Below are 14,975 nucleotides of genomic sequence, written 5' to 3'. Positions count from 1 at the left end.
GCGCTGCGTGACCCTGAATGCAGCGCCGTAACGTTTTTGACGCATCATTTAAACGCCGCTGACGCATGACGCCGCCAAAAGGCCTCCGACAAATCACGAGGGGGCTTTTCCATGAGCGAGATTATCGCGTCCAACGGCTATGACGATGGTGACATCGATACCAACAGCAGTGCCAACCCGTCGCTGGAACAGCTGATCGCCAAGCGGTATTCGCGCCGGCAGACCCTGTTCGGCGGCGTGACGGCGGCCACCGTCGCCGTGATGGGCGGCATGGTGACGGCATGCGGCAACGACGATGACGACGACGCTCCGATCTCGGTCAGCGCCGGATCGAGCGGGGCGACCAGTTCGGGCAAGCTGGTCAAGCTGACCGGCAACTCCAGCGGCATCGGCAGTCCGCGCGGCACCTTCACCCAGGTCAGCGGCCCGGCTGTGACCCTGACCAAGGTCGACGAATCATCGGCCACCTTTATCGCGCCGAGTGTCAGCGCGGATACGCCGCTCGCCTTCCGCTACACCGCGCAGGGCGACAAGGGCTATTCCAGCTTCGGCGACACCAATGTGACGGTCAGCCCGGCGAAGCTCGACTTCACCGCGGTGCCCAAGAACCTCAACGACATCGTCACCGTGCCGGCGGGCTACAGCGTCACCGTGCTGTACCGGCTGGGCGACCCGATCACGAGCGGCACGTCGGCCTATGCCAATAACGGCACCGACGGCGGCTTTTCCGCGCGCGCCGGCGACCATCATGACGGCATGTCCTATTTCGGCCTCGCCGCCAGCGGCGGCACACCGGATTCGGCCAATAGCGGGCGCGGCCTGCTGGTCCTCAATCACGAAAATATCACTCAGGTCTATCTCCACCCGAACGGCCCGACCAGCATCGGCGGCGTCCGTCCGGAGGCGGAGGCGCTGAAGGAAATGGAGTGCCATGGTGTCTCGGTGATCGAGGTGACGCGCGGCGCCACGGGCTGGGGCTACGTCCAGGGTTCGTCGTTCAACCGCCGGGTCACGCCGCTGACCGCGATGGCCATCACCGGTCCGGCCGCCGGCAACGCGCAGCTGCAGACCGCCTATTCGCCGGCCGGCACGGCGGGGCGCGGCACGATCAACAATTGCGCCAACGGCTACATGCCGTGGGGCACATACCTGACCAATGAAGAGAATTGGGCGGGCTATTTCCGTCGCGATACCGGCGACGTGGCGGCACGCGGCGGGGCGACGGCCAAGGCCAATGTCGGCCTGGCGCGTTATGGCATCGGCGAAGGGCGTGCCGGCAATTACGGCTGGTCGACCGTCAACCCGGCCGACGCCAACAACACGCTCTATCGCCGCTGGAACATCACCCAGACTGTCACGGCCGATGGCCGGAGCGACTTCCGCAACGAAGCCAACCAGTTCGGCTGGGTGGTCGAGATCGATCCCTACAGCCAGGCTTCGACTCCGCGTAAGCGCACCGCGCTGGGCCGCATGAACCATGAAGGCTGCTGGGCCGGCCGGGTGTTCGCGGGCGTCCGCCCCGCCTTCTACATGGGCGACGACGCGCAGAACGAATATATCTACAAGTTCGTGTCGGCCACGCCCTGGGCGGCGGCGGACGCCACCCCGGCCGACCGCCTGGTCGCCGGCGACAAATATCTGAACGCCGGCACGCTCTATGTCGCCAGGTTCAATGCCGACGGTTCGGGCCAGTGGCTGCCGCTGGTGTTCGGCCAGGGCCCGCTGACCGGCGCCAATGCAGCTTTCCCCTTTGTCGACCAGGCCGATGTGCTGATCCACACCCGCATCGCCGCCGACCTGCTCGGCGCGACCAAGATGGACCGGCCGGAATGGACCGCCGTCAACCCGGCCACCGGCGAGATGTATTGCACGCTGACCAACAACAGCTCGCGCACGCCGGCCAATACCGACACCGCCAACCCGCGCGCCTATACCGATCCCAAGACGACCGGCGGGCAGACCAACGGCAATGCCAACGGCCACATCATCCGCCTGCGCGAAACCGGTGACACGACGGAGGCGCTAGCCTTCACCTGGGACATCTATGCCTTCGGTGCGGGCAGCGATCTGGATCCGGCCAACATCAACCTGTCGGGGTTGGACGCCACCAACGACTTCTCGTCGTGCGACGGCCTCTGGTTCGGACGGCCGAGCAATGCGTCGGGCCTGGTCAAGCCGGTCATGTGGATCGAGACGGACGACGGCGCCTATACCGACGTCACCAACTGCATGTTGCTGGCGGCGATGCCGGGCAATGTCGGCGACGGCGGCACCAGGACGATCACCAACCGGGTCGGCGCGGTGACCGGCACGCAGTCCACCCGCATCGGCAAGGCGCCGGGCGCGACGCTGCGCCGCTTCCTGGTCGGACCGAAGGAGTGCGAGATCACCGGCATCGATTCGACGCCGGACGGCCGTGCCCTGTTTGTCAACATCCAGCACCCCGGCGAGAACGGCAATCCCGCCAACCTCACCAGCAACTGGCCCAACAGCCAGACGGCGACCGCGCCGGGCAACCGCCCGCGTTCGGCAACGATCGTGATCACCAAGGACGATGGCGGGGTGGTCGGCCTGTAAGCCGACCGACCGGCATCCACGTTTTGGAAAAAGGGAGGGGCCGCCCGGCGGTTCCTCCCTTTGCGTTGCGGCGCGGTTCCGACTGATTGGTGATCGCGGTCGGGTCGCGCGGCCCCCTGCCATGCCGCCATGCGAAGTCGGCTCGGATGGGGCCTCTGCTCCGTACAGGCCCTTACGCGAAAGCTGCAACGCTGTCGCTTGAGGCTATGGGCCGTGCCGCATCATGCCAGTGTTTCGAAGTCAGCGGGACGGCTGTTGGTGCCCCGATCAGGCGTGCATGCCGGCACGCCACCCGGCTGTCGCACCAATCATGGCTCTATCCGCCTGCCGCCAGCCGTTGCCGGGCCGCTGTTCCGCACCATCAGGTTCGGCCTGACCAAGGATGCAGCGTCAGTCCACCACTACCCTGGCTCGTCCGCGCTTGATCGCGCCCGCGCGCGACTTGGCTTCGACCCGGCGGGTCTTGGCGGCCTTGCTGGGCTTGGTCTTGATCCGCCGCTCGGGGCGGAGCCGGGCTTCGGCCAGCATCTCCCCCAGACGCTGGCGCGCATCGGCGCGGTTCGCCTCGCGCGTGCGGAAGCGGCGGGCGGTGACGACGATGCCGCCGTCGCTGGTCCAGCGGCTGCCCGCCAAGACCTTCAGCCGCAGGAACATGTCGGGCGGCAGGCGGAGTGCATAGACGTCCAGGCGCAACTGCACCGCCGTCGCCACCTTGTTGACGTTCTGCCCGCCGGGGCCGGTGGCGGCGAGGAAGCGTTCCTCCAGCGCCTCCTCCGGCACCGGCGGGAGATCGGGTGCGGCCACCTCAGCGCGCCCCGCCCGAGGGGGCAGGGCACGCGCAAGCGGCCGCGCGGCAGGGCTCAACGGACGACGTAGATCGCTCCCTTCATCTTCTCCGCCGCGTCGCGCAGCACGGTGCTGCGGAAGTTATACACCGCGCCCGGCGTGGCGGGGGCGACGATCCGCACCGTCGCGCTCTGACCCGCGTCGAGGTTCACGTCGTCATGCCGCACCCAGCGAGCGTCGCGCGGGTTCACGCGGGCAATGTCGAAGAACTTCTTGGCGGAGAAATTGTGGCCCCGGTCCGACACGTTGCGGAAGCGCAAAGTATAATGCCGCCCGCTCTTCAACACGATCCGCGACGGCGTGAAGCGTTCGTTGGTGACGGTGATGTTGACCGTCTTGCCTGCATTCCAGCCCTGCGTCTGCGCTGGCGCGGACGCCGCCAGCACAAGAGCGGGAATCAGAGCGGCGGCGAGGGTGAGGGGCTTCATCGATACACTCCCAACATGATGCGTAGCGGCCGGCGGAGGGTGGCGCAGGCCATGCGGGCTGTCCCTCCGTTCGGCCTCCGCTCAACAACGTGAGCCGCGCCAAAGGGATGCCCCGCCTTCGCGCACGCACGACGAACCGTGTGGCGGCGGTAAGGGCGAGGGTCGGGCGGTTGGCGTGGGAACATGGCGTCCGGTCGGAGCGGGTGAACCGCCGGGCCGTCTCACACCATCCCCGGCGTGGCAAGCGTGCCGATGGTGGCTGGCGGCTATCAAGGGAGGAATGCCTGGCAAGGACGAATGCTGGCGAGCGTCCGGCACTGTCCGGCACATGCCCGCAGCGCTCCCGCGCAGGCGGAAGCCTGGGAGGCGGGAGGGTGTCGCTTCACCTCCTGCTCCCGTCTGCGCGAAAGCACATAGTAAGCTGCTATGGCCGGGCCAACCTCTGGTGGAGGCATCGGCAGGGGGGCGGGTTCCGTGCGGCTGCCGCCCCTCCGTTGCGCGATGCAGATGCCGGCCGATCAGGTCAGTCGAGCATGCTCGCCGGCACCTTGCCGCCATTGGCCGCCAGCTGCTGCATCACCGCCTTGTGGAGCGCGATATTCTGCTCCGCGCTGCCGTCCGCGCCGGCATGGACGTTCAGTTCCTGCGCCAGCTCCTTGCGTGCCTGGAGGCTGGAATCGAGGCCCAGCAGGGTCAGCAGGTCGACGATGGAGGTGCGCCAATTGTTGGGCTTGCCATAGGCCGCCGCCTTTTGCGTCAGGATCTGCTCCACATCCACATCCACATCCACAGGCGCCTGCGCTGCGGGCGCGGGTGCAGCGGCGGCCGGCTGCGGGTGAGGAGCTATCGGCGCGGCGGGAGCATGGGGTGCCGCCGGCGCCGGGGCCGCGCCCTTGTTCTTGTCCCACGAGCCGAGCGGACCCTTGTCGCCGAAAATGGCGTGCTTGATGCTGTCGAACAGACCCATGTGCATACTCCCGGGATTGTGGCCGTGGCCGGTTGAGCGGGGGTAACGTGCGATAGCCCGGAGGGATGCGCCACGGCCGAACGATCCGTCGCGCCGCGCCCGCTAGCGAAGGCAGGGAGCGCTTCCTATCTCGCATCTGGCCTCCCGATCAGAACGGAAGTAGAACGTAGTCCATGTCCCTGACCCACATCTCCGTCCGCGGCGCGCGCGAGCACAACCTCAAGGGCGTGGATGTCGATATCCCGCGTGAGACGCTGACGGTGATCACCGGCCTGTCGGGCTCGGGCAAGTCTTCCCTCGCCTTCGACACCATCTATGCCGAGGGGCAGCGCCGCTATGTGGAATCGCTGTCGGCTTATGCGCGCCAGTTCCTGGAGCTGATGCAGAAGCCCGACGTGGAGCATATCGAGGGCCTGAGCCCCGCAATCTCGATCGAGCAGAAGACGACATCGCGCAACCCTCGCTCCACCGTCGCGACCGTGACCGAGATCTACGATTATATGCGCCTGCTGTGGGCGCGGGTCGGCGTGCCCTATTCGCCGGTCACCGGGCTGCCCATCGCCGCGCAGACAATCAGCCAGATGGTCGACCGCGTCATGCAGCTGCCGGAGGGTACGCGCTTCTACCTGCTTGCTCCCGCCGTGCGCGGCCGCAAGGGCGAGTATCGCAAGGAGCTTGCCGAATGGCAGAAGGCCGGCTTCACCCGCGTCCGCATCGACGGCGAGTTTCACGAGATCGAGGACGCGCCCGCGCTCGACAAGAAGTACAAGCATGACATCGAGGTGGTGGTCGATCGCCTCGCCATCCGCGAGGGAATCGAGACGCGGCTGGCGCAGAGCTTCGAGACCGCGCTGAAGCTGACGGACGGGCTGGTCTATGTCGATCTGGCGGACGGCAACGTCCCTGGCGCGACCGAAAGCAAGCTCAAGGGTGCCGTTCCCGCCAATCGCATCGTCTTTTCCGAGAAATTCGCCTGCCCAATGTCCGGCTTCACCATTCCGGAAATCGAGCCGCGCCTGTTCTCCTTCAATGCGCCGCAGGGCGCCTGCCCGGCGTGCGACGGCCTGGGCGAGAAGCTGTATTTCGATCCGCAACTGGTCGTCCCCAACGAGAACCTCTCGATCGCCAAGGGCGCGGTGGTGCCGTGGGCCAAGTCCAACCCGCCCAGCCCGTATTACATGCAGGTGCTGGCCAGCCTGGCCAAGTCGGAGGGGTTCAAGCTGGAAACGGCCTGGAACGACCTGACGGCCGAACAGCAGGAGGCGATCCTGCATGGCACCAAGGGGCGCGCGGTGGCGCTGACCTTTATCGACGGCAAGAAGAGCTACACGGTCAACAAGCCGTTCGAGGGCGTGATCGGCAATCTCGAACGCCGCATGGCCTCGACCGAGAGCGCCTTCATGCGCGAGGAGCTGGCCAAATATCAGGGCACGCGCCCGTGCGAGGTGTGCGACGGCGCCCGCCTGAAGCCGGAGGCGCGGGCGGTGAAGATCGCCGGCGAGGACATCTCCATCGCCACCCGCCGTCCCGTAGGCCAGGCGCTCGCCTTCTTCCGTACCCTGGCTGACGGCCTGGGCGACCAGCAGCGCCAGATCGCGACCCCGATCCTGAAGGAGATCGTGGAGCGGCTGGGCTTCCTCGACAATGTCGGGCTGGACTATCTCAACCTCGACCGCACCAGCGGCACCCTGTCGGGCGGCGAGAGCCAGCGCATCCGCTTGGCCTCCCAGATCGGGTCGGGCCTGTCCGGCGTGCTCTACGTCCTCGACGAACCCTCGATCGGCCTGCACCAGCGCGACAATGACCGTCTGATCGTTACGCTCAAGCGGCTGCGCGACCTCGGCAATACCGTGATCGTGGTGGAGCATGACGAGGATGCGATCCGCACCGCCGATTATGTGATCGACATGGGGCCGGGCGCGGGCGTGCATGGCGGCACCGTGATCGCCGCCGGCACGCTGGACGAGGTGCTGGCCAACGAAAACAGCCTCACCGCCGATTACCTCACCGGCCGCCGCACGGTGGCGCTGCCGGCCAAGCGCCGCAAGGGATCGGGCAAGAAGCTGACGGTGAAGGGTGCGCGCGCCAACAACCTCAAGAATGTCAGCGCGTCGGTGCCGCTCGGCACCTTCACCTGCATCACCGGCGTGTCGGGGTCGGGCAAGTCGACCTTCACCATCGACACGTTGTTCGCGTCCGCCAGCCGCCAGCTCAACGGCGCGCGCATCGTGGCGGGGCATCATGAGAAGATCGAGGGGCTGAGCCACCTCGACAAGGTGATCGACATCGACCAGTCGCCGATCGGCCGCACCCCGCGCAGCAACCCCGCCACCTATACCGGCGCCTTCACCCAGATCCGCGACTGGTTCGCCGGCCTGCCGGAGGCGCAGGCGCGCGGCTACAAGCCCGGCCGCTTCAGCTTCAACGTCAAGGGCGGGCGGTGCGAGGCATGCCAGGGCGACGGCGTGCTCAAGATCGAGATGCACTTCCTGCCCGACGTCTACGTCACCTGCGACGTGTGCCACGGCAAACGCTACAATCGCGAAACGCTGGAGGTGAAGTTCCGCGACAAGTCCATTGCCGACGTGCTCGACATGACGGTCGAGGATGCGGTGGAATTCTTCAAGGCGGTGCCGCCGATCCGCGACAAGATGGCGATGCTGGCGGAGGTGGGCTTGGGCTACGTCAAGGTCGGCCAGCAGGCGACCACCCTGTCGGGCGGCGAGGCGCAGCGCGTGAAGCTCGCCAAGGAACTCAGCCGCCGCGCCACCGGCAACACCCTCTACATCCTCGACGAGCCCACCACCGGCCTCCATTTCGAGGATGTCCGCAAGCTCTTGGAGGTGCTCCATGCCCTGGTCGAACAGGGCAACACCGTGGTCGTGATCGAACATAATCTGGAGGTCATCAAGACCGCCGACTGGATCATCGACCTCGGCCCCGAAGGCGGCGACAAGGGCGGGGAGATCGTCGCGACGGGCACGCCAGAAACGGTGGTGAAGGAGGCGCGGAGCTATACGGGGCGGTATTTGGCGCCGTTGCTGGGGGTGAAGCCGGTGGCTGCGGCGGCGGAGTGAGTGGGTGCTCATTGAGCAAGACCGAGGATGCTTTGTATGACTTGACTTGTCGATCATACGATTTGTTATGTAGGCAATAGGCAATAGGCAACGCAAATCTGCCGTCAGAAGGCCAAGCCAGTGGTAAACCTGTTTAGCAAAGCTCAACCCAACGATGTGTTCACTCCCCGCTCTCGAGAAATTAACGAGCGCATGTACGTTGATCGACCAGAGCTTGAGGAGCGCCTTGAGGATGCGCTGAAAGGCGACAAGTATATCATTGTCCATGGTGAAAGCGGCAATGGAAAAACATGGTTGTACAAGCGTGTCCTTACGCATAAAAGTGTCAGGTTTGAGATTGTTAACTTGGCAAATGCGGTGCTTCATGGATCTTTGCTGAGTGCCTTTGAGGCCAAACTTGCTGAACTTGGCATTGAGACGCCAACTCAGCGCACCGAAGAGTTTGACTTCGGTGTAAGGCCCGGTGGCATTGGTGGGGGCGGAAAACAGCAAACCCAAGTAGCATTGGCTACCCAGAGCGCCTTCAGCGGACTGGTCACCTATCTTAACAATAAAGCGCACGGTAAGAGGTCTGTGCTTGTCCTCGATAATTTCGAGCAAATTGTTGATGATACTGACTACTTACGGGCCGTGGCCAGCATTATTATTTCTGCAGATGAAGAGTCGATTGCTAAGCACGGTGTGAAACTGCTGCTTGTTGGAGTTCCGCGTGATTTAAAGCAGCTGGTTGCAAAGGTGGGCAACGCATCAACCATAGCAAATCGACTCATAGAGATACCTGAGGTGGCGCGACTGACCCTTGACGAGGCTATATCGCTTATGTCGCGCGGTTTTGAAAAAGAACTTCGTTGTGAATTTACATTAGACAAAGTTTTTTTGTACAAGGAGATATGTTGGAAGACAGATCGTATCGCGCAACAGATTCACGAACTTTGTTTGAAGATTGCTTTAGAGGCTCAGCGTGACAACAACATTATATCCTTAGATGTTGTAAGTCGCGCGGAGAGGAAGTGGCTTGAAGAGTCATTTACTTCTGACCTCGCGGTTATCGAAAACTTGATGAACTCTATCGAAACTAAGGTCGGCAGAAAAAATCAAGTCATTTATAGCCTTGGAAAGGTGGACAAAGAAGACTTCAAGCATTCGGACATTGAGCGAATAGTCAGAGAAGAGTTTGATGTCGACGAGGGGATAAACCTTAATCTCCCGCAGATGTTGGCATCGTTTTCTAAGGCTGAGAATCCGCTCATAAGGCGGACACCGAAAAACAATGCTTATAGATTTGTATCTCCCAAGTTGAAAATGGCGATCAGGGCCGGATTGCAGCTTGACGCTGAACACAGAGTCGTGAAAATTGTTGAGTAGGGCATTTTTGGCTTAGCCATGTGCAGCGTACCACCTGTCCCATCGCGCTCGATCAACTCCGCGTTAACTGGTCCGAGCTGAAGGTTTCGTTCTACGGCTGGAAGGCGCCCAACTTCCTGACGGTCGATGGCATCCGCATCACCGATCCGGCGCAGGGTTCCGATAATCGCATGTTTGTGCGATGACCGTATCATGCTCCACGTTGCACTCGACCCCAAACTCGAACGGCAGCTTGCCGAGGTCGCTGCCCGCATCGGGCAGGCGCCGGATGAGATCGCGCGCAAGGCGCTGCTCGCCTACCTTGAAGAGCTTGAGGATTACGCCACCGCCGTAGAGGCGTGGAAGGAGCACGATCCCGCCGCCACAAAGTCGAGTGAAGAGATGCTGCGTGAACTCGGTCTGGAAGATTGAGTATGAGGGGCGGGCGCAGAAACAGCTGAAGAAGCTGGATCGCACCGCCGCCACCCGCCTCGTCCGCACGCTTCAGGACGATCTCGCCCGCACCAGCGATCCGCGCGCCACCGGCAAGGCGCTGATGGGCGAACTGTCCGGGTTCTGGCGATATCGTGTCGGCGATTACCGCGCCATCGCCCGGATCGAGGATCAGGTCGTCACCGTGTTCATCATCGAAGTCGCTCACCGCCGCGAGGTCTATCGCTGACCTGCCGCCGGGTCGGCGTCGCCGCCGACACTCGGCTGCTATCTGGGGTGCGCTCACGGTCGAGAGGGTGCGCTGACGATCGGCCTGCGGGCGAAGCGTCCGGCAGTTCCCTGCGCCGCCGGTACCCCTCTAAAATATTCAGGCGGAACAGGAAACGGGGCGACCTGTTCACCGGGTCGGGTGGGTTGAACAGGGAAATGACCTTTATGAATGCACGTCTTGCGATCGGCCTCGCGCTGCTGGCCGGTGTGGCCGCCCCGGCGCTGGCGCAGTCTCCGGCCTCGCTCAACGCGGCGCCGCCGCCGCAGCCGATGACCATCGCCATCATGCCGCCCGCTGCCGCACCCGACATGCAGGCGGTGCTGGACGCGCACAAGGCGCTCGGCGCCAAGCCGGTCGAGACGCTGACGCCGGTCAAGGCGCGGCTCCAGCCGACCGCCGCCGATGCGGCGCATGCGGTGATGCGCAAGCAGGGCCAGTCGACCGCGCCCGATCCGGCGGTGGTGACCAAGGAGCTGCCTTATGGCTCCGATCCGATGCAATATGCCCGCATCTACATGCCGGCGGCTGCGGCCGGTGGCGGCGGGATGCCGGTGGTGGTCTATTATCATGGCGGCGGCTGGGTGATCGCCGACATCAACGCCTATGACGCGACCCCGCGCCTGCTGTCCAAGCAGCTGAACGCGATCGTCGTCTCGGTCGAATATCGCCATGCGCCCGAATTCAAGTTCCCGGCGCAGCATGACGATGCGGCGATGGCCTATCGCTGGGTGCTGCAGAATGCCGCGTCGTGGGGCGGCGATCCCGCCAAGGTCGCGCTGGCCGGCGAAAGCGCGGGCGGCAACCTGGCGATCGCCACCGCCATCCACGCCCGCGACAACGGCCTGACCGCGCCCAGGCATATCCTGTCGGTCTATCCGATCGCCAACAGCGACATGACCTTGCCGTCCAAGGCGGATTCGGCGAATGCCAAGCCGCTCAACACGGCGATGCTGAAGTGGTTCGGTTATTATTACTCGACCACCGAGGCCGACCAGATGGATCCCAAGATCAACCTGGTGAAGGCGAACCTGCGCGGCCTGCCGCCGACCACCATCGTCAATGCGCAGATCGACCCGCTCCGTTCGGACGGCGAGACGCTGGCGACCGCGATGAAGGCGGCCGGCGACACGGTCGAGCAGCGGACCTTTCCGGGCGTGACGCACGAATTCTTCGGCATGGGCAAGGTGGTGCGCGGCGCCTACGACGCGGAGAATTACGCGATCACCCGCCTCCAGGCCGCCTTCGCCAAGTGATGCTACCAGCGGGCGGCCGCTGCGCCGCCCGCATCCTTGATTGCAGGAGATTTCCGATGAAGATGCTTCCCCTGATCGCGACCGCGCTGGTCGCGGCCGCACCGGCCATGGCGCAGGTGATGAGCCCGGCCGAGTTCGTGGCGACCGCCGGCGCGAGCGACCTCTACGAGCGCCAGTCGAGCCAGATCGTGCTGCAATCGACCACCGATCCCAAGGTGCGCGGCTTCGCGCAGATGATGATCGCGCACCACAGCAAGAGCACGGCCGACGTGAAGGCCGCCGCCGCCAAGGCGCAGGTCAAGGCGGGCGCGCCCAAGCTCAACCCGCTCCAGACCGAGCTGGTGGCGGAACTGCGCGCGGAAAGCGGCCCGGCACGCGACAAGGCCTATATCGCCCAGCAGAAGGCGTTGCATAACCAGGCGCTGGCGGTGCACAAGGCCTATGCCGCCGACGGCACCGCCGCCCCGCTCAAGGCCGCCGCCGCCAGGATCACGCCGGTGGTGGAACAGCATATCGCGATGCTGAAGACGATGTGATGTCCTGGCGGGCGGGGCCGTGTGGTCCCGCCCGCTCCACCGTCGCCCCTGCGAAGGCAGGGGCCCATGTCTCTCCTGTCGACGGACGTACCTGCCGGGCGAGCGATAGGCCCCTGCCTTCGCAGGGGCGACGGGGTAAGGGGGCACCGCAGCACTGCTGCCGTGACGGGCAAGGAGGAGAGGCGCAGCCACGCCCTTCCCCCGAACGGCGGCGCTTGCTAGGGCGCGCGGCAACCCTTGCATTGCAGCAGATACGGAGTCGCCCAGACATGACCGCCGTCGGCCACGACACGCTCAACACCCGTTCCACCCTTCAAGTCGGCGGCCGTACCATCGCCTATTACAGCATCGCCAAGGCGGCGGAGCAGCTGGGCGACGTGGCGCGCCTGCCTTTCTCCATGAAGGTGCTGCTGGAGAATCTCCTCCGGTTCGAGGACGGCGCGACGGTCACGATCGACGACCTCAAGGCGATGGTCCAGTGGTTGACCGACCGCACGTCGGAGCGCGAGATCCAGTATCGCCCGGCGCGCGTGCTGATGCAGGACTTCACCGGCGTCCCCTGCGTGGTCGATCTGGCCGCGATGCGCGACGCGATGAACACGCTGGGCGGCGACGCGCAGAAGATCAATCCGCTGGTTCCCGTCCACTTGGTCATCGACCATTCGGTGATGGTGGACGAGTTCGGCACGCCCCAGGCGTTCCAGGACAATGTGGAGATCGAATATCAGCGCAACATGGAGCGTTATGAGTTCCTGCGCTGGGGCTCCAAGGCGCTCGACAATTTCAAGGTGGTGCCGCCGGGCACGGGCATCTGCCACCAGGTGAACCTGGAGCATATCGCGCAGTCGGTGTGGGTTTCCAAGGGACCGGACGGCAGCGAGGTCGCCTATCCCGACACCTGCGTCGGCACCGACAGCCACACGACGATGGTCAACGGCCTGGGCGTGCTCGGCTGGGGCGTCGGCGGGATCGAGGCGGAGGCCGCGATGCTGGGCCAGCCCGTGTCCATGCTGATCCCGGAAGTGGTCGGCTTCAAGCTGACCGGCACGCTGGCCGAGGGCATCACCGCCACCGACCTGGTGCTGACCGTGACGCAGATGCTGCGCGCCAAGGGCGTGGTCGGCCGCTTCGTGGAATTCTACGGCCCGGGTCTCGACAGCCTTAACCTGGCCGACCGCGCGACCATCGCCAACATGGCGCCGGAATATGGTGCGACCTGCGGCTTCTTCCCGGTGGATCAGGCGACGCTGAACTATATGCGCCTGACCGGGCGTGAGGAGGACCAGATCGAGCTGGTCGAGGCTTATGCCAAGGCGCAGGGCCTGTGGCGCGACGCCAACCTGCCCGATCCGGTGTTCACCGACACGCTGGCGCTCGACATGTCCACCGTGCAGCCGAGCCTGGCCGGCCCCAAGCGCCCGCAGGACAAGGTGCTGCTGTCCAACGTCGACGACAATTTCAACAACGAGCTGGTGACCGGCTACAAGAAGACCGGCGAGGCCGATGCACGCGTGGCGGTCGAGGGTGGCGACTTCGAGGTCGGCCATGGCGACGTCGTGATCGCGGCGATCACCAGCTGCACCAACACCTCCAACCCGTCGGTGCTGGTCGCCGCCGGTCTGGTCGCCCGCAAGGCGCGCCAGCTGGGCCTGAAGCCGAAGCCGTGGGTCAAGACCAGTCTGGCGCCGGGTAGCCAGGTGGTTACGGATTACCTGACCAAGTCCAAGCTGCAGGACGACCTGGACGCAATGGGCTTCAACCTGGTCGGCTATGGCTGCACCACCTGCATCGGCAATTCGGGCCCGCTGCCCGCGCCGATCAGCAAGGCGATCAACGAGCATGACCTTGTCGCCGCGTCCGTGCTGTCGGGTAACCGCAACTTCGAAGGCCGCGTGTCGCCCGACGTGCGCGCCAACTTCCTGGCATCGCCGCCGCTGGTGGTCGCCTATGCGCTGAAGGGGACGGTGCGCGAGGACCTCACCACCGAGCCGATCGGCGAGACGGAGGACGGCAAGAAGGTGTTCCTGAAGGACATCTGGCCGACCAACCACGAAATCTCCGACATGATCACGTCGGTAATCGACAGCGAGATGTACCGTACCCGCTACGCCAACGTGTTCGAAGGCGACCGCAAGTGGCGCGGGATCACGATCGAGGGTTCGGACACCTATGGCTGGAACGATGCGTCCACCTATGTCCAGAACCCGCCTTACTTCGCCGGCATGGGCATGACCCCCAATGCGGTGGCCGACATCGTCGACGCCCGTCCGCTGGCTATCCTGGGCGATTCGATCACCACCGATCACATCAGCCCGGCGGGCTCGATCAAGGCGGACAGCCCGGCAGGCCGCTACCTGCAGGAGCATGGCGTCGCCAAGTCGGACTTCAACAGCTACGGCGCGCGCCGCGGCAACCATGAAGTGATGATGCGCGGCACCTTCGCCAACATCCGCATCCGCAACGAGATGGTGCCGGGCGTCGAGGGGGGCATGACCCGCTACGTGCCCACCGGCGACACGCTCGCCATCTATGATGCCGCGATGCAGTATAAGGATGCGGGCACGCCGCTGGTGGTGGTCGCCGGCAAGGAATATGGCACGGGCTCCTCGCGCGACTGGGCGGCGAAGGGCACCACCCTGCTCGGCGTGCGCGCCGTGATCGCGGAAAGCTTCGAGCGTATCCACCGCTCCAACCTGGTCGGCATGGGCGTGCTGCCGCTGCAATTCCCGGAAGGCGTGGATCGCAAGACGCTTAAGCTGGACGGCAGCGAAACCTTCTCGATCAGCGCCGTGGCCAGCCTCCGTCCGCGCCAGATGGTGCAGGTCACGCTGAAGCGCGCCGACGGCAGCGAGGAGACGTTCGAGGCGCGGTGCCGGATCGATACCGTCAACGAGCTGGAATATTTCCTGAACGGCGGCATCCTGCCTTACGTGCTGCGCAAGCTCGCCGCCTGATCCGGGTGCGACCGGGCGGCTGGATGCCGCCCGGATGGCACCACGCGCAGTCTGCACCGCAGCATAATGTCCCCTCGCGCACTGCTCACCCCCTGGTGGGCAGTGCGTCATTTTTGCGACAATCTCCGCCCAATGCCGGAACGGTGATAATGCCGATTGACGGCCCGTGCGCGGCTATCCACCATCCTTAATGTTGCGTTAACCAAGGCGATCGAGGCCTTGTGTGCGCCGAGGGGAAGGGGGACGATCATGGTGTCCAAGTGCAAAGC

Annotated in this window: 12 protein-coding genes; 9 read left to right on the top strand and 3 right to left on the bottom strand. The window is 64.8% G+C overall.

Translation table 11 applies throughout. The annotated features are described in order from the left end of the window. Positions 1-111: 111 nt before the first annotated feature. Positions 112-2,577 carry an alkaline phosphatase PhoX gene (locus Q0D93_RS09100; protein ID WP_294393135.1) on the top strand — a complete coding sequence of 822 codons (2,466 nt, stop codon included), beginning with the start codon at positions 112-114 and terminating at the stop codon, positions 2,575-2,577. A 390-nt stretch (positions 2,578-2,967) separates the two neighbouring features. On the opposite strand, the gene arfB is transcribed toward Q0D93_RS09100, so the two are convergent. The 3 genes from arfB to Q0D93_RS09085 all read right to left on the bottom strand — a co-directional run bounded on the left by arfB (position 2,968) and on the right by Q0D93_RS09085 (position 4,818). Further along, the gene (gene arfB / locus Q0D93_RS09095; protein WP_294393133.1) at positions 2,968-3,381 is read right to left on the bottom strand and encodes an alternative ribosome rescue aminoacyl-tRNA hydrolase ArfB; all 414 of its coding nucleotides are present in this window, start codon (positions 3,379-3,381) and stop codon (positions 2,968-2,970) included. Between the two features lie 56 nt (positions 3,382-3,437). Then, positions 3,438-3,851 (bottom strand): cupredoxin domain-containing protein, encoded by a 414-nt coding sequence (locus Q0D93_RS09090; protein ID WP_294393131.1) that lies wholly within the window; start codon positions 3,849-3,851, stop codon positions 3,438-3,440. 523 nt (positions 3,852-4,374) lie between these two features. Next, positions 4,375-4,818, bottom strand: a complete 444-nt coding sequence (locus Q0D93_RS09085; protein ID WP_294393129.1) for a DUF3597 domain-containing protein — start codon at positions 4,816-4,818, stop codon at positions 4,375-4,377. Between the two features lie 173 nt (positions 4,819-4,991). Here Q0D93_RS09085 and uvrA point away from each other — a divergent pair, with 173 nt between their 5' ends. The 8 genes from uvrA (at position 4,992) to acnA (ending at position 14,706) form a co-directional block, all read left to right on the top strand. Beyond that, complete coding sequence (gene uvrA, locus Q0D93_RS09080; RefSeq protein ID WP_294393127.1) at positions 4,992-7,895, top strand: excinuclease ABC subunit UvrA; 2,904 nt, start codon at positions 4,992-4,994, stop codon at positions 7,893-7,895. Positions 7,896-8,015: 120 nt separating this feature from the next. Further along, the gene (locus Q0D93_RS09075) at positions 8,016-9,260 is read left to right on the top strand and encodes an AAA family ATPase (protein WP_294393125.1); all 1,245 of its coding nucleotides are present in this window, start codon (positions 8,016-8,018) and stop codon (positions 9,258-9,260) included. A 20-nt stretch (positions 9,261-9,280) separates the two neighbouring features. Then, positions 9,281-9,445: a hypothetical protein gene (locus tag Q0D93_RS09070; protein ID WP_294393123.1), complete on the top strand. Its 165-nt coding sequence runs from the start codon at positions 9,281-9,283 to the stop codon at positions 9,443-9,445. A 7-nt stretch (positions 9,446-9,452) separates the two neighbouring features. Next, positions 9,453-9,671 (top strand): hypothetical protein, encoded by a 219-nt coding sequence (locus Q0D93_RS09065; protein ID WP_294393121.1) that lies wholly within the window; start codon positions 9,453-9,455, stop codon positions 9,669-9,671. After that, the gene (locus Q0D93_RS09060) at positions 9,649-9,921 is read left to right on the top strand and encodes a type II toxin-antitoxin system RelE/ParE family toxin (protein ID WP_294393120.1); all 273 of its coding nucleotides are present in this window, start codon (positions 9,649-9,651) and stop codon (positions 9,919-9,921) included. The genes Q0D93_RS09065 and Q0D93_RS09060 overlap by 23 nt, the downstream gene beginning before the upstream one ends. Positions 9,922-10,127: 206 nt before the next feature. Then, entirely contained in the window at positions 10,128-11,216 is a 1,089-nt protein-coding gene (locus Q0D93_RS09055; protein ID WP_294393117.1) for an alpha/beta hydrolase, read from the top strand. A gap of 56 nt (positions 11,217-11,272) precedes the next feature. Continuing rightward, entirely contained in the window at positions 11,273-11,752 is a 480-nt protein-coding gene (locus Q0D93_RS09050; protein ID WP_294393116.1) for a DUF4142 domain-containing protein, read from the top strand. 269 nt (positions 11,753-12,021) lie between these two features. Beyond that, on the top strand, positions 12,022-14,706 hold the full coding sequence (acnA, locus tag Q0D93_RS09045; RefSeq protein WP_294393114.1) for an aconitate hydratase AcnA: 2,685 nt from the start codon (positions 12,022-12,024) through the stop codon (positions 14,704-14,706). Positions 14,707-14,975: the final 269 nt, after the last annotated feature.

This window comes from uncultured Sphingomonas sp. (assembly GCF_934560975.1).
In the GTDB taxonomy this organism is placed as follows: Bacteria; Pseudomonadota; Alphaproteobacteria; order Sphingomonadales; family Sphingomonadaceae; genus Sphingomonas_I.
Note: the sequence above shows the minus strand (reverse complement) of the source record. Positions and strands in the feature narration are given on the sequence as shown.